Here is a 16,895-nt window from a genome sequence, read left to right as displayed (position 1 = left end):
CTGCGCCGGCTGGTACTATATTTGGCATAAGCGCTATACCGAGCGATTACATGCGCAGGTTCTTACAAGGGGGTTGTAATGGGTATTCAGGTTATCAGCCGAGACGGTCAACCCGAGTACGCGGTCGTGCCCTGGGAGCACTATCAAGCGTTGTTGAAGGCGGCAGGCCAACCGGCCGCAACGGCGCAGCCGGCAGGCGTCAACGCCAGCGCCGCTGCACCCACGCCGTCCAGCCTGCCCGCGTTGGGCGAGCTGGCCGCCTTGCGTGAGGCCAAGGGCCTGGCTGCCGAGCAGCTGGCGCGCAAGGTGGGCATCAGTCCAGTGTACCTGGCGCTGATTGAAAGCGGTGAGCGCGAGCCGGATGCCGCGATCCGCCGCAGCCTGGCCTGGGAGCTGGGCGTGGCAGGCTGGAGCGAGCCGTCGTGAGCGGCGTGCGGATCAGCCGTCAGCAATGGGAGGGGCTGCTGGGCGAGCTGGACGTGGCACGCCGGCAACGCCACCTGCTGACCTACCGCGCCTTGCTCGAACGCCTGGAGCTGCCAAGCCCGGCGATGCAGACTCTGACCGCCGCGCTTGAGTACCTGGCGGTGATCGATGCACGCGCCGAGCAGCCACTGCGCAGCTCGCTGGTGATCAGCCAGGGGGCCAGCCGATTGCCACGTACCGGCTTTTTCGAATGCGTCGAGCGCCTGGGGCGGTTTTCCGGGCCATCGGACGGCATGGCCGCAGCATCCTGGCATGCCTCGGAAGTGGTACGGGTGTTCGAGTACAGCTATCCCGAACAGGCCTGAGGCGCCAGCGCCGTATCGATCAGGTACAGGCTGTGCCCGGGCACATCCTTGGCATGGTGCTTGGCCTGGGAGGCGAGGTCGGCCAGTTGGCCGGCATCCAGTTGCGCGCAGGTATGCGCATGCAGTTGCACCACACCGATCGAGAGTGACAGCAACGGGAATTCCTGGCGCTGGCCCAGGCGGTTGTGCGCGATGAAGCACCCGGCCTCCAGGTGCTCGGTGCGGTAGAAGCGCCGACAGGCATTCTGAAAGTCGTCCAGCAGCACGTTCAGGCGCTGCTCCCAATCCTTCGAACCCAGTACCAGCATGAAGTCGTCGCCACCGATATGGCCGACGAAGTCCCGGCTGGGGTCGACCCGTTCGCTCAGGCACTGGGCCAGGCTCAACAGCACTTCGTCGCCCTTGGCATAGCCATAGATGTCGTTGAAGGGCTTGAAGCTGTCGATGTCTACATAGCAGATCGCCGCCTCGCGCTGTTGCTGCAGCAAGCGGGTCAGGCATTGCTGGATCGGCACGTTGCCCGGCAACAGAGTCAGCGGGTTGGCATAGCGGGCCTGCTGCAGCTTCTGTTCGGTGATCAGCTTGAGCACGTCGATCACCCGCCCCAGGCCCAGGTAGCGACCGTTCTGGGTAATGATGAAGTCTTCCTCGATGCGCTGGCGCGCGCGGCTGGTCAGCAGGCGGCTGACCTTCTGCAGCGACTGGTTGAGCTCCACCGCCAGAAAGTCCTCGTTCATCAGCCGGCTGATCGGCTTGCGCGCATACAGGTCGGTGGCGAACGGTTTGAGCAGCGCGTCGGACAGCGAATGGCGGTGCACGATGCCGCAGGGGCGCTGTGCATGGTCGAGAACAGCCAGCGAGTTGAGGTTGGCCTGGCGGCGAAACAGCGCCAGTACCTCCAGGGTCGCCGTATCGCCGCTCACGGCCGGTTGCTCGTTGAGCAGCGCACTCAGATCGCGGCCGTCCTCACCCAGCACCACCGCGCCACTGTGCGTCGCTGACGGCAGCATGGCGGTAGCGTCGCGGGGCGGTTGCTCCTGCGGCCGGCACAGCAGGTAGCCCTGTACCAGGTCGACCCCCATCTCGGTGAGCACCGCCAGCTCCTCGGCCAGCTCGATGCCCTCGGCAATCACCTTGGCCCGCGACGCCTTGGCGATCTGCAGGATCGAGCCGACGAACTCACGCTTGACCGCATCCTGGTGAATGCCGTCGATGAAATGCCGGTCGATCTTGACGTAGTCCGGGCGCAGTTCCGACCACAGGCGCAGGCTGGAATAGCCGGCGCCCAGGTCGTCCAGGGCAATCGAAAAGCCCATGTCGCGGTAGTGGTGCAGGGCGTTGAACAGCAGCTGGAAGTCGTCGGTGGGGGTTTGTTCGGTCAACTCGATGACCACCCGGCTGGGTGGGATGCCCAGGCTCTGCAGCAGCTTGAGCGTGCGCCCGGACTGGTATTGCGGCTCGAGCAACGACTCGGGCGACACGTTGAGGAACAGCTTGCCTTCCAGTTGCTGCTGGCTGAAACGCCGGCACGCGCTTTCGCGGCAGGCCACCTCCAGTTCGGTCAGGCGGCCGGCATGGCGGGCCACGGCGAACAGGTTGATGGGGGAGTGCAGCGGGCTGTTGGACGGGCCGCGGCTGAGGGCTTCATAACCGAGGATGCGTCGCTCGGACAGGCAGACGATGGGTTGGAACAGGCTGTGCAAGCCGCTTTGAGCCAGGATGGAGCTCAACGCGCTGAGCTGTTCGGTCACGGTCATGGCAGGGCTACCTTGAAAAAAAGGGACTGGGGCCATCGGCGCCCAGTCCCTTATTTCACGACAGAATGATGACTGTTTGATGACCCGAAAAGGGCACCGTCACATTATTTTGCCATTATCGTTTCAGTGCTTGGCCACCGAGGAATTCAGCCCCAGGTAGTCCAGCAGGATGCGCCCGGTTTCGGCGAGGTACGCGTCATCTTCCGGCTTGGTGTCATCCGGCTCGACCGGCAGGGCATCTTCGTCTTCCTTCTTCAGTTCCTTGAGCGGCTCTTCGCCCTTGGCCTTGCGCCGGATGTTTTCCAGCGCCAGCTGCTTGCCTTCGATGTCGGCATGGCGAGCGCGGCGTTCCACCTCGTTGAGGCTGACGGTCTTCTCGTTCATCAACTGCTGGGTCAGGGCCAGGCGATCGCGAATGTAGACGAACTCCGGGTCCTTGGCGCTGCGGTTTTCGTGGCGTGCCTTGAGTTGCGCAAGGAACGGCTTGAACGGGTCGACGGCCGGCTTGATGGCCGGGCGGATGGTGTCCCACGGCATGGCTTCAGGCAGGGCGCTCTCGCCGATCTCCTTGGTGTCGATGATCGACGGGTAGTCGATGTCCGGCAACACGCCCTGGTGCTGGGTGCTCTGCCCGGAAACCCGGTAGAACTTGGCCAGGGTCAGCTTGAGCTCGCCATGGTTGAGCGGCTGGATGGTCTGCACGGTGCCTTTGCCGAAGGTCTGGCCACCGATGATCAGGGCACGGTGGTAGTCCTGCATGGCGCCGGCGAAAATCTCCGAGGCCGAGGCCGACAGGCGATTGACCAGCAGCGCCAGCGGGCCCTTGTAGAAGGCACCGGTGTTTTCGTCTTCGAGCACGTCGACACGGCCGTCGGCGTTGCGTACCAGTACGGTGGGGCCCTTGTCGATGAACAGGCTGGTCAGCTCGGTGGCTTCCTGCAGGGAGCCGCCGCCGTTGTTGCGCAGGTCGATGACCACGCCGTCGACCTTTTCCTTCTGCAGTTCGGTGAGCAGTTTCTTCACGTCACGGGTGGTGGACTTGTACTCCGGATCCCCGGCGCGGAACGCCTTGAAGTCGAGGTAGAAGGCCGGGATCTCGATGATGCCCAGCTTGTAGTCGCGTCCGTCCTGCTTGAGCTTGAGCACCGACTTCTTGGCGGCCTGTTCTTCAAGCTTGACCGCTTCGCGGGTGATCGAGACGATCTTGCTGGTCTGGTCGTTAGGCGCGTTGCTGGCCGGGATGACCTCCAGGCGCACCACGGAGCCCTTCGGGCCGCGGATCAGCTTGACCACTTCGTCCAGGCGCCAGCCGATCACGTCGACCATTTCCTTGTCGCCCTGGGCCACGCCGATGATCTTGTCGGCCGGGGCCACTTGCTTGGTCTTGGCGGCAGGGCCAGCCGGCACCAGGCGCACGATCTTGACCTGGTCGTTGTCGCTTTGCAGCACCGCACCGATGCCTTCGAGCGACAGGCTCATGTTGATGTCGAAGTTCTCGGCGTTGTCGGGCGACAGGTAGTTGGTGTGCGGGTCGTACGACTGGGCGAAGGTGTTGATGTAGGCCTGGAAGATATCTTCGGCGCGGGTCTGGTCCAGGCGCGCGAGCTGGTTCTTGTAGCGCTTGGTCAGCAGTTCCTGGATGGCCTTGGGTTCCTTGCCGGCGATCTTCAGGCGCAGCACCTCGTCCTTGACGCGTTTGCGCCACAGGTCGTCGAGCTCGGCCTGGTTCTGCAGCCACGGAGCGTCCTTGCGGTCGACCAGCAGGGTTTCCTGGGTGGTGAAGTCGATCTTGTCGACGCCCTTGTTCAGCTCGGCCAGGGCGAAGTCCAGGCGCGATTTCACGCGATCCAGATAACGTTTGTAGATGGTGAAGCCCGGGTCCAGGTTGCCGCTCTTGAGGAAGTCGTCGAACTGCGTCTTCCACTTGTCGAACTCGGCAATATCGCTGGCCATGAAGTAACTGCGCGAGGGATCGAGCAGTTTGATGTAACTGTCGTAGATGATGACCGAGCGCGCATCATTGAGTGGCGGCTTGCTGTAGTGGTGGCGCTTGAGCAACTCGACCACGTTCAGGCTGGCGACCACTTCATCGCGGTCTGGTTGCAACTTGTCCCAACTGTTGGCGGCCGAAGCGGCGCCGGCCAGCGGCAAGCTGCCAAGGCCGATCATCAGGGCGAGGGCAGTGCTGGGCAGGAGATGCTTCATGCTGATTCGACGTAGGGGCAATTGATCACGCATATTAGGCCGTCTTTGAATTCGCCGGTTCCATGGAGCCGGACGCATAATGCAAAAAGCCTGGTGCCAAGGCAGCCAGGCTCAGTCATGACTCAACTATGGAGGCACTGTGAAGGCATTGCAAGGCGTTGACGGACATGTGGAGTGGGTTGAGACGACAAGTCCAACTTGCGATGTAGGTCAAGTACGCATCCGCGTGGCAGCGGCCGGGCTCAATCGCGCCGACCTGTTGCAGCGTGCCGGATTGTACCCGCCGCCACCGGGCGCCAGCGAGTTCCTGGGCCTGGAATGTGCCGGGGTGATCAGCGAAGTGGGAGCCGGGGTGTCCTGGCAGGTGGGCGACCGGGTATGCGCACTGCTGGCCGGTGGCGGCATGGCCGAAGAGGTGGTGGTCGATGCGCGCCACGTGCTGCCGGTGCCCGAGGGCCTGAGCCTGCAGCAGGCGGCTGCGATCCCGGAGGTATACGCCACGGCCTGGCTCAACCTGTTCCAGCTGGGCGGCCTCAAGCCGGGCGAGAAGGTGTTGCTGCATGCCGGCGCCAGCGGCGTGGGGTCGGCGGCCATCCAGCTGTGCAAGGCCTTCGGCAGCCCCAGCTGGGTCAGCGTGGGCTCGGCCGAGCGGCTGGCCTATTGTCAGGCGCTGGGCGCCAGCGGTGGCGTGGTGCGCGGTGACGATATAGAGGCGCTGAACGACTTCGCCCCGTTCGATGTGATCCTGGACCCGGTGGGGGCCAACTATGCGGCGCTCAACCTCAAACTGCTGGCCCGTGACGGGCGCTGGGTGATCATCGGCCTGATGGGCGGGCGCAAGGCCGAGCTGGACCTGGCCCAGGTACTGGCCAAGCGGGTGCAGGTGACCGGCTCGACCCTGCGCAATCGCGATGACCAGTTCAAGGCCGACCTGCTCAGTGACCTGGGCCAACAGGTGTGGCCGCTGTTCGCCGAAGGGCGCTTGAAGCCGCAACTGGTAGGCAGCTATGCGGTGAAGGACGCCGAGGCGGCGTATGCCGAACTGGCGGGCAACCAGGTATCGGGCAAGTTGGTGCTGGTGATCGACGACAGCCTGGTATAGGGCCCTGTTCGCCGGCAAGGCCGACTCCTGCAGGAGCCGACCTTGCCGGCGAATTTTTTTCAGGCCCAGGCCAGAATCGGCCAGCCATTCTTCTCGGCATGCTCGCGCAGCACCGGGTCCGGGTTGACCACATACGGGTGGTCAACCTTCAGCAGCAACGGCAGGTCATTGCGCGAATCGGAATAGAAGCTTGCGCCTTCCAGGTTCTCTTCCTGCTGGTCCAGCCACTCCAGCAAGCGGGTGATCTTGCCTTCGCGGTAGGTCAGGGTGCCCACGGTCTTGCCGGTGTAGAACCCTTTTTCCACTTCCAGCTCGATGCCCAGGTACTCGTCGATCCCCAGGCGCGCGGCAATCGGTCCCACCAGATGCACACCCGAGGCCGAGATCACCAGAATTCGATCCCCCGCCTTGCGGTGCTCGGCAATGGTGCGGGTGGCCTCACTGAAGATGATCGGCTCGATGAAGTCTTCCACCCACGGCTCGACCAGATGATCGACTTCCTCTGGTGTGCGCCCGATCAGCGGCTCCAGGCTGAACGCCATGTAGTCTTCCATCGCAAGGTGCCCCTTGCCGTAGGCCTCCATCAGCTCACGGTCCCTGCGCAGGAACGACTCACCGTCCACCCAGCCCAGGCGCACCATCTGCTCGCTCCACAGCGAGGCGCAGTCGCCGTGGATCAGGGTTTCATCCAGATCGAAAATCGCTAAAGCCATAACAACAAAACTCCTGTTCGGCCCTCAGGCAACTTCGCAGAGGGCGGTGGGATCGATGGACAAGGATACCCGCTCGCCGTCCGCATGCAGATCGGCGGCTGAACGATTGAGCACATCCACCACCAGCTCCACACCACGCGCTTCGATGCGGTAGCGGATCACGTTGCCCAGCAGGCTGTGACTGCGCACCAGGCCTTCGCGCTCGCCTTCCAGGCTCAGCGCGATGGCTTCGGGGCGGATTGCCAGGCGGCTGTTCACCGTACGTTGCAGCAGGCGGCTGGCACTCTGGGCATCGAGCAGGTTGTAGTTGCCGATGAAGCCGGCCGCGAAGGCATCCACAGGTGCGGTGTACAGCGATTCGGCATCGCCGCTCTGCACGATGCGGCCCTGGTTCATCAGGAAGATGCGGTCGGACATGGTCAGCGCCTCTTCCTGGTCATGGGTGACGAAGATGGTGGTCAGGCCCAGCTCGCGCTGGATCTGGCGGATCTGTTCGCGCAGGTGCTTGCGGATGCGTGCATCCAGCGCCGACAGCGGCTCGTCCAGCAGCAACAGGCGCGGGCGGGTCACCAGCGAGCGGGCCAGGGCCACGCGCTGGCACTGGCCGCCGGAGAGCTGGTGCGGGTAGCGGCTGGCAAAGTCCTGCAACTCGACCATGCGCAGCGCCTCGAGTACCCGTGGGTGGCCGTCTTGGCCCTTGATCTTCTGCATGCGCAGGCCGAAGGCGACGTTCTGCTCCACGCTCATGTTGGGGAACAGCGCGTAGCTCTGGAACACCATGCCGATGCCGCGCTTTTGCGGGCTCTGCGGTACCAGGTCCTGCCCGTCGAGCAGGATCCTGCCGCTGTCTACAGCGGTCAGGCCGGCGATGCAGCGCAGCAGGGTGGACTTGCCGCAGCCGGAGGGGCCGAGCAGGGTGACGAACTCACCGCGGCCGATCTCGCAGTTGATGTCGTTGAACACCGCGCTGGCGCCGTAGCTTTTTTGCAGGTTCTGGATGCTGACGAAGCTCATTTCAGGTCTTGTCCTTGTTCAGGCGGTTGGCTGCCCAGGTCAGCACCAGCACGAAGAGGAAGTAGGAAATCACCAGCGCGCTGTTGAAGTGCCCGCTGCTGTTGCGCATGTTGTTCAGGTACACCTGCAGCGTCTCGTAGCGGGTGCCCACCAGCAGGTTGGCAAACACGAACTCGCCGAACAGGAACGAGAACGACAGCAGCAGCGCCACCATCAGGCCCTTGCGCAGGTTGGGCAGCACCACAAGAAACGCGGCCTGCCAGGTGTTGGCCCCCAGCAACTGGGCGGCATCCATCAGGTCGCGCAGGTTGATCGCCTGCAGGTTGTTGGTGATGGCGCGGTACATGAAGGGCAGGGCCACGGTGAAATAGCAGCCGATCAAAATCCACGGCGTGCCGACCATCGCCATCGGCCCCGAGCCATACAGCTGCAGCAGCCCCACCGACGACACCACCGGCGGCACCGCGAAGGGCAGCAGGATGAGGATGTTCATCAGTGCGTCGAGCCTGGGGAAGTGGTAGTGCACCACGAACAGCAGCGGCAGGATCAGCAGCACCGACAGTACCAGCGCGCCCACGCACACCAGCAGCGACTGGCCGAAGGCGGCCAGAAAACGCGGCTCGCTCCACAGCGCAAGGTACCACTTGAAGGTCAGCCCGCTGGGCAGCAGGCTCGCCGACCAGCTGGTGGACAACGAGTAGAGCAGGGTGCCGGCCAGCGGCAGCAGCAGGATCACGAACAGTACGTACACCACCACGCGGTGGTAGAGCCCGGCCGGGCCCGATTCAGCGCGAGACATGGTAGCTCCTCTTCAACAGCCACTGGTGCACCAGCGTGACCAGGGTCATCAGCCCCACCAGGATCATCGCCAGCGCGCTGGCCAGGTTCGGGTCCAGCGAGATGTCGCCGGACACCAGCGCGGCGATGCGGATCGGCAGCACGTTGAAGTTGCCGGTGGTCAGCGCGTACACCGTGGCGTAGGCGCCCAGTGCGTTGGCCAGCAGGATCACGAAGGTGCCCAGCAGCGCCGGGGTCAGCACCGGCAGGCCGATCAGGCGCCAGTAATCCCAGGCGCTGGCGCCCAGCAGGGCGGCCGATTCGCGCCAGTCTTCGCGCAGGGCGTCGAACGCCGGGTACAGCAGCAGTACGCCCAGCGGGATCTGGAAGTAGGTATAGAGGATGATCAGCCCGGTCTTGGAGTAGAGGTTGAAGTCCTCGATGATCCCGGCCTGCTTGAGCAGCAGGGTCAGCGCGCCGTTGAAGCCGAGCAGGATGATGAAGGCGAAGGCCAGCGGCACGCCGGAGAAGTTGCTGGTCATGTTGGCGAAGGCGTTGACGAAGTCGCGCAGGCGCGAGTCCACCTTGCGCAGCGAATAGCTGCCCAGGATGGCGATCAGGATGCCGAACAGACTCGACCAGAAGCTGATCTCCAGGCTGTGCTGGATGGCCTGGCGGTAGAACTTCGAGCCCAGCACCTTGCTGAAATTGTCCAGGCCCCAGCCGCTTTCGGCCTGCAGGCTGTGCACGGCCACCCAGGTCAGCGGGGCGATCTGGAAGATGATGAAAAATACCGCGAAGGGCAGCAGGCACAACAGCGCCAGCCATTTGCCACGGGTGATCGAGTTCACGAGAGCAGCTCCCGGCATACCGGCTTGTCGTGGGGGATGCCGAGCAGTTCGCATACGGTGCCGCACAGTTCGGTCTGCAGGGGCTTGGCGGCCGGGTCGAGGCTGAACCGGTCGCCGAACACGAACAGCGGCACTTCGCGCTCCTCGGGCAACACGCCGTTGTGCGAGCGGTCGTTGTTCATGCCGTGGTCGGCGGTGATCAGCACCTGGTAGCCGTCCTGCAGCCAGGTGCTGAGGTAGTCGGCCAGCAGGATATCGGCGCTGCGTGCGCTGTTGCGGTACTGGCTGCTGTCCAGGCCGTGCTTGTGCCCGGCATCGTCGATGTTCATCGGATGCACCAGCAGGAAATTCGGTGCGTGCTTGCGCCGCAGGTACTCGGCGTCGGCGAACAGGTGCGAGTCGGGGTAGTGGTCGGCGTAGTAGAACAGGCCATGCTGGATCGGCAGTTTCGGCGCATGGGTGTGGCGGTCACGCGGCGGTTCGAAAGGGGAGCGGTTGTACAGCTCGCTGACCCAGTGGTAGGCCGCGGCGGCGGTGCTCAGCCCGGCGTCGCGGGCGTAGTGGAAAATGCTGCGTTGGGTGGACAGGCGCGTGACGTTGTTGTGCACGATGCCGCTGTCGATCGGCGGCACACCGGTGAGGATGCATTCGTAGAGTGGTCGCGACAGTGCCGGCAGCTCGCATTCCAGGCGGTACAGGGCAGCGCGGTCTGCTTCTACATAGGCATGCAGGTGGCCCATGGCGTGGTGGGCCACCTGGTGGTTGAGGCCGTCGAGGATGACGAGGATGACGTTGTGGTTCATGGGTGGCTCCGGTGACAGCGATGACCACATCGCGGGTCAGGCCCGCTCCTTGTGGGAGCGTGCCTGACCCGCGATGGTTTCACTCCATCTCGATGATGACCTGCTCCTGCCACTTCTGCGGCAGGGCCTTGGAGGTGGCTTCCCATGCCGCTGCATCCTTGATCGGCTGCGCCGGCGCGTACTGCTCGTTGGGCAGCAGCTTGGCCTGCACGTCCGCCGGCAGCTTCAGGTGCTCGGCACGAATCGGCCGCGCATGGCCGATGGCCAGGTTGGTCTGCCCGGCATCGCTGAAGATGTATTCACGGGTCAGCTTGGCGGCGTTCGGGTGCTTGGCGTACTTGTTGATGATGGTGGTGTAGCCGGACATCACCGAGCCGTCGGACGGGATCAGCACCTCGAAGCGTTTCGGGTCGATCTGCTCGCGGTAGCTCAGGCCGTTGAAGTCCCACACCACGCCGACCTGGATCTCGCCCTTCTCAAGGGTCTGGATGGTCGGGTTGGCCAGCGACAGGCGCTTTTGCTGGGCCAGCTTGGTGAACAGTTGCAGGCCCGGCTCGATGTTGGACTCGTCGCCCTTGTAGGCAATGGCTGCAGCCAGTACGCCGTTGGCCGCCTGGGCTGCGGTGCCGACGTCACCGATGGCGACCTTGTACTTGCCCTTTTCCAGGTCGTGCCAGGTCTTGGGAATGTCTTCTTCCTTGACCAGCTGCTTGTTGATGATGAAGGCGATGGTGCCGGTATAGGCCAGTGCCCAGTGTCCGTCCTGGTCCTTGGCCCAGGTCGGTATCTGCTCCCAGGTGCTGGGCTTGTACGGCTGGGTCACGCCCTTGGCCAGCGCAATGGGGCCGAAGGCGGCGCCGACGTCGCCGATATCGGCGCTGGCGTTGTCTTTCTCGGCATCGAACTTGGCCACTTCCTGGGCCGAGCTCATGTCGGTGTCCATGTGCTTGAGGCCGTACTTGCTCGCCAGGTCCGCCCAGGTGCCCTTCCAGTTGGCCCAGGCATCGGGCATGCCGACGCTGTTGACGACGCCTTCCTTGCGGGCGGCGTCCTCGAGGGCCTTGAGGTCGGTGTCCGCGGCCATGGCCGAGGTGCACAGGGCAATACTGGTGCCTAACAGTGAGGCCAGAAAAAGCTGTTTCATCCGAAGCTCCTTGATGGGTGCCGTGCAAAACGCTGAGAGGGTTTCGATTCGGTTGGTCTAGGTCAGCAATACCCGAGCCAAGGTAGGCCGGTTGCATGACAGTTTGATGTCGAAGGCGCCGCGCCAGGTGTGTGCAGCGGCCCTGAAAATAGAGCGTAGACCAGTTTCAAGTGCTTGATCCGCAACGCCTTGACCGCGCTCGACCGGGCCTGTGCGTGACCGTCCGGCGCACTGTCATGTGCCGTTCATGTGGATTGCCTAGGCTTTGGTTACTCCGCCCGGCCATCGTCGCTGCGCCGTTCTGGCACACGCACCAGGCTGGACTAGTCCAGATAGGTAACCCTTGATGCATCGACTGCCCACGCGTGCAGTAACAGCCATATGCAATGCCCTGCAAGAGCAGATCGAGCATGGCCTGCTGGCGCCCGGCTGCAAGTTGCCGGCCGAACGCAAGCTCAGCGAGGTGTTCGATACCACGCGCATCACCCTGCGCGAGGCGCTGGTGCAACTGGAGGCTTGCGGGCTGATCTACCGCGAGGAACGCCGTGGCTGGTTCGTGGCGCCCCAGCGCCTGAGCTATGACCTGATCGAGCGCAGCCACTTCCACGCCATGGTGCGCGACCAGGGCCGACAGCCGGCTACCGAACTGTTGTCGGCCCGCCTGCAGCCGGCGCCGGCGGCGATCTGTGCGCGCCTGCAATTGCCGGCGCTGTCCAGCGTGATCCAGATCTGCCGCCTGCGGCGTATCGATGGGCGCGCGGTGCTCTATGCCGAGCACTACCTCAACCCCGAGTACTTTGCCGGGATTCTGGATTTCGACCTGAGCCAGTCGCTGACCGAGCTGTACGCGCTGCACTACGGCATCGCCTATGGCCGGGTGCGTTTCGAGACGCTGCCCACCGCGTTGCCGGTGGCGGCGGCGATGGCGCTGAAGGTGTCGGCCGGCAGTGCCGGCCTGCATATCACCCGGGTCAACAGCGACCAGCACGGGCGGCTGATCGACTGCGACCTGGAGTACTGGCGCCACGATGCGATTCGCATCGTGGCCGAGGCGGGCTAGGCGTTGCTGTCGGCGGGGGCGGTGTCCTGCGCGGGGCCACCGCCGGCGGTCACCACCTGCACCGAAAGACGCGGGGTAGCCAGGTCCAGCCCGGCTTCGTCGAGCTGGCGCTTGAGCGCCAGGTTGAATGCCCGCGACACCTCCCATTGCTTGATCGGCGCGGTCTTGAAGCGCGCGCGCAGCACCGCCGAGCCGGACTCGAAGCTCTCCACCCCCTGGAACTCCAGCGGCGACCAGATATTGCGCCGTTGCAGCGGATCGCTGCGCATCTTCTGGCCCACGTCGCGAACCAGGCCGATGGCCTTGTCGATGCTCATGTTGTAGGGGATGGCGATGCGGAAGATCGCGTAGCCGAATTCGCGCGAGTAGTTCTTGATGCTCTTGATCTCGCTGAACGGGATGGTGTGCACGATGCCGTCGATGTCGCGCAGGCGCACGGTACGGATGGTCAGGCCTTCGACGGTCCCCAGGTGGCCGCCGACATCCACATAATCATCGATGGCCAGGGAGTCCTCGATGATGATGAACAGGCCGGTGATCAGGTCGGCTACCAGCGATTGCGCACCAAAGCCGATGGCCAGGCCGATCACACCGGCACCGGCCAGCAGCGGCGTGACGTTCATGCCCATGTTGGCCAGGGCCACGATCACCGCGATGATGAAGATGGCCACGAACAGCACGTTGCGGATCAGCGGCATCATGGTTTGCGCACGGGCATTGGCCAGGCCCTTGCGCGAGCGGGTGAGTGCGTGGTGCACGGCGGTGTCGCTGAGGATCCACACCAGCCAGGCGGCGATCAGCGTGCCGGCCAGGCCGAACACGCGCACCGCCACCTCGTGGCCTTCGCCCTCGGTGAAACCGATCAGCGAGAAGCCCCATACACGCAGGCCCAGCTCGATGAACACCAGCCAGATGAGCAGGTGCACCAGGGTGTAGCCAAAGCTCTTGAGGCGTTCGGCGTAGACCGCCTGGCGCCGGTTGGCCCGCTGCGGCTTGAGCGCATGGCGGCGCACCAGGCCGTTGACCACCATGCACATCACCACCAGCACCGTGCACATCAGCGACTGGCGCAGGGCCGTGCTGGTGTCGCCGGCGGACACGAACGTGGCGAACAGCGAAATGCCCACCAGCACCAGGGCCGGCAGGTACCAGAAGGTGCCGAGGATCTCGATGGTGTCGCTCAGGGCGCGGCGCGTCAGGCGCCGAGACAGCGGCTGGTTGCGAATGAGGTGCGCGATGGGGCGGCGAAAGCGCAGGATGAACAGCCCGGTGGACAGCGCCGCCAGAATGTTGGCCAGGGTCGCCAGGGTGTGCGCCAGGTGGTCGCCCAGGGCGGCGGCCATGCGTGGGTCGTTCATCGCCTCGCCGAAGGCGGCAAAGCTGCCGATCAGCCACAGCGGACGGAACGCGCGGTGGCGCAGGATGTACAGGGCGCGGTGGCGGTGCGGGCCATCGAGCAGCGAGAAGGCGATCACGCAGATGGCCGAGAAGCAGGTGCCGACCACCAGGGCGTAGGCCAGTACCATGGCCATCGACTTGCCCAGCGAAGAGGGCAGGGCAAAGCTCAGGTACACGGTGATGATCAGCGCCACCAGCCAAGGCCCGAGCTTGCGCAGGGCGAAGCGCACCAGGTCCCAGGTGCGCGGGTGTTGCGGCAGCTCTTCGGTGAGGCCGAAGCGCAGGCGCACCTGGTGGCTGACCCAGTTCAGCGCGTAGGCCAGCAGGCTCCAGAGCGCGATGATGGCGGCGAAACCGAACAGGATCGTCGGCCATTCATGCACCGGCACCACCCGCGCACTGAGCTCGATCTGGGCCAGCTCCAGTTCGCGGCTCCAGCGGTTGAACGGGCTGGCCTCGCCGCTGAACTGCTTTTCCAGTTCGTTGAAGGTGGTGCCGATCAGGCCCAGCACACCTTGCTCGGCACTGGGCTGGGCTTGCCTGGTGGCGTCGCGCAGCTTCTTCAGGTCGGCCAGCAGCTTGCTGCGTTGCTGGTCGTTCTCGAGGTTCTTGATGACATCGTCGAGCGATTGCGCGAGGGGTTCAGTCGCCTCGGGCTGGGGTTTGCTCGAACCGCCAAGCAGGCCCGGAAGGCCGGCCGCGTGTGCGTGGCCCAGGGGCAGGAACAGAATCAGCAGCAGGGACAGGAAACGCAGGAAGGCAGGCACCGGACGATCAACCTCGAACACTCAATCGCCCGAGTGTAGAGCATTTGTCAGGTGAGTTTCTCGAGGATCTTCCACACCATGATGCCCAGGATGCCCAGCATGCCGATCCACATCATCAGCACCCCGCTGTTGCGCTCGCGCATGCTGAAGCCGACGGTGAGCAGGATCAACCCGGCGATCACCGGGAGGAACATCGTTTGAAACTCGGACATGCGCAAGGTCCTTATGCTGTAGGAGGTGTAATGATGGGCAAGCATAGCGCCAAATGTTTGCGCGCGGGTTGATGGGGGTCAGTCGTGGCCTCTTCGCTGGCAAGCCAGCGCCCACAGGTACGGCGCCTGTTTGGCGATCACCGCAGTGCTGTGGGCGCAGGCCTGTCAGGTCAGGGCAGATCGCGGCTCAGGTAGAACGCGGTCAGCACCTTGACCAGGTGCGCCAGGTCCTGGCTGCCGCACAGCTCGCGGATCGAGTGCATGGCAAACGTCGGCAGGCCGATGTCCACCGTGCGCACACCCAGGTGGCTGGCGGTGATCGGGCCGATGGTCGAGCCGCAGCCCATGTCGCTGCGCACCACGAAGCTCTGCACAGGCACTTCCTCGGCCATGCACAGGTGGCGGAAGAAACCGGCGGTTTCGCTGTTGGTGGCGTAGCGCTGGTTGTTGTTGACCTTGATCACCGGGCCGGCGTTGAGCTTGGGCCCGTGGTTGCCGTCGTGCCGGTCGGCGTAGTTGGGGTGCACGCCGTGGGCATTGTCGGCCGACACCAGCAGCGAGCGCTGGATGGCCCGGACGAAATCGTCACCGTCGGGCAGCAGGCGGCGCAGGGTCTGTTCCAGCATCGGGCCGTCGGCGCCGCAGGCGGAGCTGGAGCCGACCTCTTCGTGGTCGTTGCACACCAGTACACAGGTCTCGTCGCTGTCGGCGGCCAGCAGGGCCTGCAGGCCGGCGTAGCACGACAGCAGGTTGTCCAGCCGCGCGCCGGCGATGAAGTCGCCATGCAGGCCGACCACGGCGGCGTCCTGGGTGTCGTAGAAGCTCAACTCGTAGTCCAGCACCACGTCGGCGTTCAGGCCATGTTCGCGGGCCAGTTGCTCGGTGAGCAGGGCGCGAAAGTCGACGCGCTCGTCACCGGCCACCTGGGCCAGGATCGGTGGCAGCTCGGTCTGCGGGTTGATCGCCCAGCCTTCGTTGGCGCTGCGGTTGAGGTGGATCGCCAGGTTGGGGATCACCGCGATGGGCTGCTTGAAGTCGATCAGCTGGCTTTCGACCTTGCCGTCGCGGCGGAAGGTCACGCGCCCGGCCAGCGACAGGTCGCGGTCGAACCAGGGGGCCAGCAGGGCGCCACCGTAGACTTCCACGCCCAACTGCCAGAAGCCCTGGCGTTGCAGTTCGGGCTGTGGCTTGACGCGCAGGCAGGGGCTGTCGGTGTGGGCGCCGACCAGGCGAATGCCGTCGAGCAGCGGCGAATGGCGGCCGAGCTTGATGGCGATGATCGAGGAGTCGTTGCGGGTCAGGTAGTAGCGTCCGCCGGGCGTTGTGGCCCAGCTGTCACGTTCGTCCAGGCGCTGGTAGCCGGCGGCCTCGAGGCGCTGCGACAGGCTGGCGGTGGCGTGGAACGGCGTGGGGGAGGCCTTGAGAAAGTCGATCAGGCCTTGGTTCAGTGCATCGCGCATAGGTCACTCCAGACAGCAGTGGCGCGAGTTTAACGTATTGATCACGGATTTGCGTGGGCCCTATCGCGGGGCAAGCCCGCTCCCACAGCGTTCAGGGTGATCGTTGTGGGAGCGGGTTGACCCGCGATAGCCGCGCCGCGGTGTATCAGAACGGCGCCGGGCATTCGAAGCGCAGTCGCTCGCCGCTCACCGGGTGGGTGAAGCTCAGCATGCTGGCATGCAGGCACAACCGCTCATGCGCCGCCAGGGCCTCGGGGTAGGCGTACAGTCGATCCCCCAGCAGCGGATGCCCGATCGACAGCATGTGCACGCGCAACTGGTGCGAACGCCCGGTAATCGGCGTGAGCTCCACCCGGCAATGATCGCCACAGCGCTCGACGATGCGCCAGAAGGTCAGCGCATGCTTGCCCTGCTCGTGGTCCACCACGTGCCGTGGCTTGGTGGGCGGGTCGTAGCGCAACGGCAGGTCGATGCTGCCGCTGTCCAGCGCAGGCTGGCCCCAGCACAGCGCGGTGTAGGCCTTCTCGGTTTCACGGTCATGGAACTGGCGCGACAGCTCGCGGTGGCTGTCGGCGTCGCGCGCCAGCAGGATGATCCCCGAGGTTTCCCAATCCAGACGGTGCACGATCAGGGCGTCGGGGTAGCCGTTTTCCTGCAGGCGGGTGATCAGGCAATCCTTGTTGTCGTCGGCGCGCCCCGGCACGGACAGCAGCAGGGTCGGCTTGTTGACCACCAGGATGGCGGCATCCTGGTGAAGGATGTGAACGTTGGACAGCGGCATTGCGTGTTCTCTGCAAACGCCAACGGCGGCGGCCGGGCCCGGGCTGTATGAGCCCGGGCC

At 64.7% G+C, this 16,895-nt stretch carries 16 protein-coding genes; 4 read left to right on the top strand and 12 right to left on the bottom strand.

Going from position 1 to position 16,895, the window contains the following annotated elements; genetic code table 11:
* Positions 1–78: 78 nt before the first annotated feature.
* Together QMX96_RS22500 and QMX96_RS22495 are read left to right on the top strand one after the other, a co-directional pair.
* Positions 79–426 (top strand): helix-turn-helix transcriptional regulator, encoded by a 348-nt coding sequence (locus QMX96_RS22500; protein WP_282362466.1) that lies wholly within the window; start codon positions 79–81, stop codon positions 424–426.
* Positions 423–791: a hypothetical protein gene (locus QMX96_RS22495; RefSeq protein WP_043859975.1), complete on the top strand. Its 369-nt coding sequence runs from the start codon at positions 423–425 to the stop codon at positions 789–791. Before QMX96_RS22500 ends, QMX96_RS22495 begins: the two co-directional genes overlap by 4 nt.
* On the opposite strand, the gene QMX96_RS22490 is transcribed toward QMX96_RS22495, so the two are convergent.
* Positions 773–2,548, bottom strand: coding sequence for a GGDEF domain-containing protein (locus tag QMX96_RS22490; protein WP_054914669.1), 1,776 nt, complete (start codon positions 2,546–2,548; stop codon positions 773–775). The two genes, QMX96_RS22495 and QMX96_RS22490, sit on opposite strands and share 19 nt — an antisense overlap.
* 123 nt (positions 2,549–2,671) lie before the next feature.
* Positions 2,672–4,753, bottom strand: coding sequence for a carboxy terminal-processing peptidase (locus QMX96_RS22485; protein ID WP_167400229.1), 2,082 nt, complete (start codon positions 4,751–4,753; stop codon positions 2,672–2,674).
* 139 nt (positions 4,754–4,892) lie between these two features.
* Between QMX96_RS22485 and QMX96_RS22480 the strand changes: the two genes are divergently transcribed.
* Positions 4,893–5,855 carry an NAD(P)H-quinone oxidoreductase gene (locus QMX96_RS22480; RefSeq protein ID WP_043859978.1) on the top strand — a complete coding sequence of 321 codons (963 nt, stop codon included), beginning with the start codon at positions 4,893–4,895 and terminating at the stop codon, positions 5,853–5,855.
* 59 nt (positions 5,856–5,914) lie between these two features.
* Here the strand turns inward: QMX96_RS22480 and QMX96_RS22475 are convergent, their stop codons facing one another.
* The 6 genes from QMX96_RS22475 to QMX96_RS22450 form a co-directional block, all read right to left on the bottom strand.
* Complete coding sequence (locus tag QMX96_RS22475) at positions 5,915–6,568, bottom strand: HAD family hydrolase (RefSeq protein WP_043859979.1); 654 nt, start codon at positions 6,566–6,568, stop codon at positions 5,915–5,917.
* Between the two features lie 24 nt (positions 6,569–6,592).
* Positions 6,593–7,582, bottom strand: coding sequence for an ABC transporter ATP-binding protein (locus QMX96_RS22470; protein WP_282362464.1), 990 nt, complete (start codon positions 7,580–7,582; stop codon positions 6,593–6,595).
* A gap of 1 nt (position 7,583) precedes the next feature.
* Complete coding sequence (locus QMX96_RS22465) at positions 7,584–8,381, bottom strand: ABC transporter permease (RefSeq protein WP_054914667.1); 798 nt, start codon at positions 8,379–8,381, stop codon at positions 7,584–7,586.
* On the bottom strand, positions 8,368–9,228 hold the full coding sequence (locus tag QMX96_RS22460) for an ABC transporter permease subunit (protein WP_177332933.1): 861 nt from the start codon (positions 9,226–9,228) through the stop codon (positions 8,368–8,370). Before QMX96_RS22460 ends, QMX96_RS22465 begins: the two co-directional genes overlap by 14 nt.
* Positions 9,207–10,013 carry an alkaline phosphatase family protein gene (locus tag QMX96_RS22455; protein ID WP_282362460.1) on the bottom strand — a complete coding sequence of 269 codons (807 nt, stop codon included), beginning with the start codon at positions 10,011–10,013 and terminating at the stop codon, positions 9,207–9,209. Before QMX96_RS22455 ends, QMX96_RS22460 begins: the two co-directional genes overlap by 22 nt.
* Before the next feature lie 79 nt (positions 10,014–10,092).
* Positions 10,093–11,157, bottom strand: coding sequence for an ABC transporter substrate-binding protein (locus QMX96_RS22450; RefSeq protein ID WP_282362459.1), 1,065 nt, complete (start codon positions 11,155–11,157; stop codon positions 10,093–10,095).
* 346 nt (positions 11,158–11,503) lie between these two features.
* Between QMX96_RS22450 and QMX96_RS22445 the strand changes: the two genes are divergently transcribed.
* Complete coding sequence (locus QMX96_RS22445; RefSeq protein ID WP_043859984.1) at positions 11,504–12,217, top strand: UTRA domain-containing protein; 714 nt, start codon at positions 11,504–11,506, stop codon at positions 12,215–12,217.
* Here the strand turns inward: QMX96_RS22445 and QMX96_RS22440 are convergent.
* From QMX96_RS22440 to QMX96_RS22425, 4 genes are all read right to left on the bottom strand, one after another.
* Complete coding sequence (locus QMX96_RS22440; RefSeq protein WP_054914665.1) at positions 12,214–14,382, bottom strand: mechanosensitive ion channel domain-containing protein; 2,169 nt, start codon at positions 14,380–14,382, stop codon at positions 12,214–12,216. The two genes, QMX96_RS22445 and QMX96_RS22440, sit on opposite strands and share 4 nt — an antisense overlap.
* Before the next feature lie 47 nt (positions 14,383–14,429).
* The gene (locus tag QMX96_RS22435) at positions 14,430–14,594 is read right to left on the bottom strand and encodes a hypothetical protein (RefSeq protein ID WP_167400231.1); all 165 of its coding nucleotides are present in this window, start codon (positions 14,592–14,594) and stop codon (positions 14,430–14,432) included.
* A 170-nt stretch (positions 14,595–14,764) separates the two neighbouring features.
* Positions 14,765–16,054: a M18 family aminopeptidase gene (locus QMX96_RS22430; RefSeq protein ID WP_054914664.1), complete on the bottom strand. Its 1,290-nt coding sequence runs from the start codon at positions 16,052–16,054 to the stop codon at positions 14,765–14,767.
* A gap of 145 nt (positions 16,055–16,199) precedes the next feature.
* Positions 16,200–16,835, bottom strand: coding sequence for an RluA family pseudouridine synthase (locus QMX96_RS22425; RefSeq protein ID WP_054914663.1), 636 nt, complete (start codon positions 16,833–16,835; stop codon positions 16,200–16,202).
* Positions 16,836–16,895 lie beyond the last annotated feature (60 nt).

It is taken from the genome of Pseudomonas sp. PS01300, assembly GCF_029960155.1.
Classification (GTDB): Bacteria; Pseudomonadota; Gammaproteobacteria; order Pseudomonadales; family Pseudomonadaceae; genus Aquipseudomonas; species Aquipseudomonas palmensis.
Note: the sequence above shows the minus strand (reverse complement) of the source record. Positions and strands in the feature narration are given on the sequence as shown.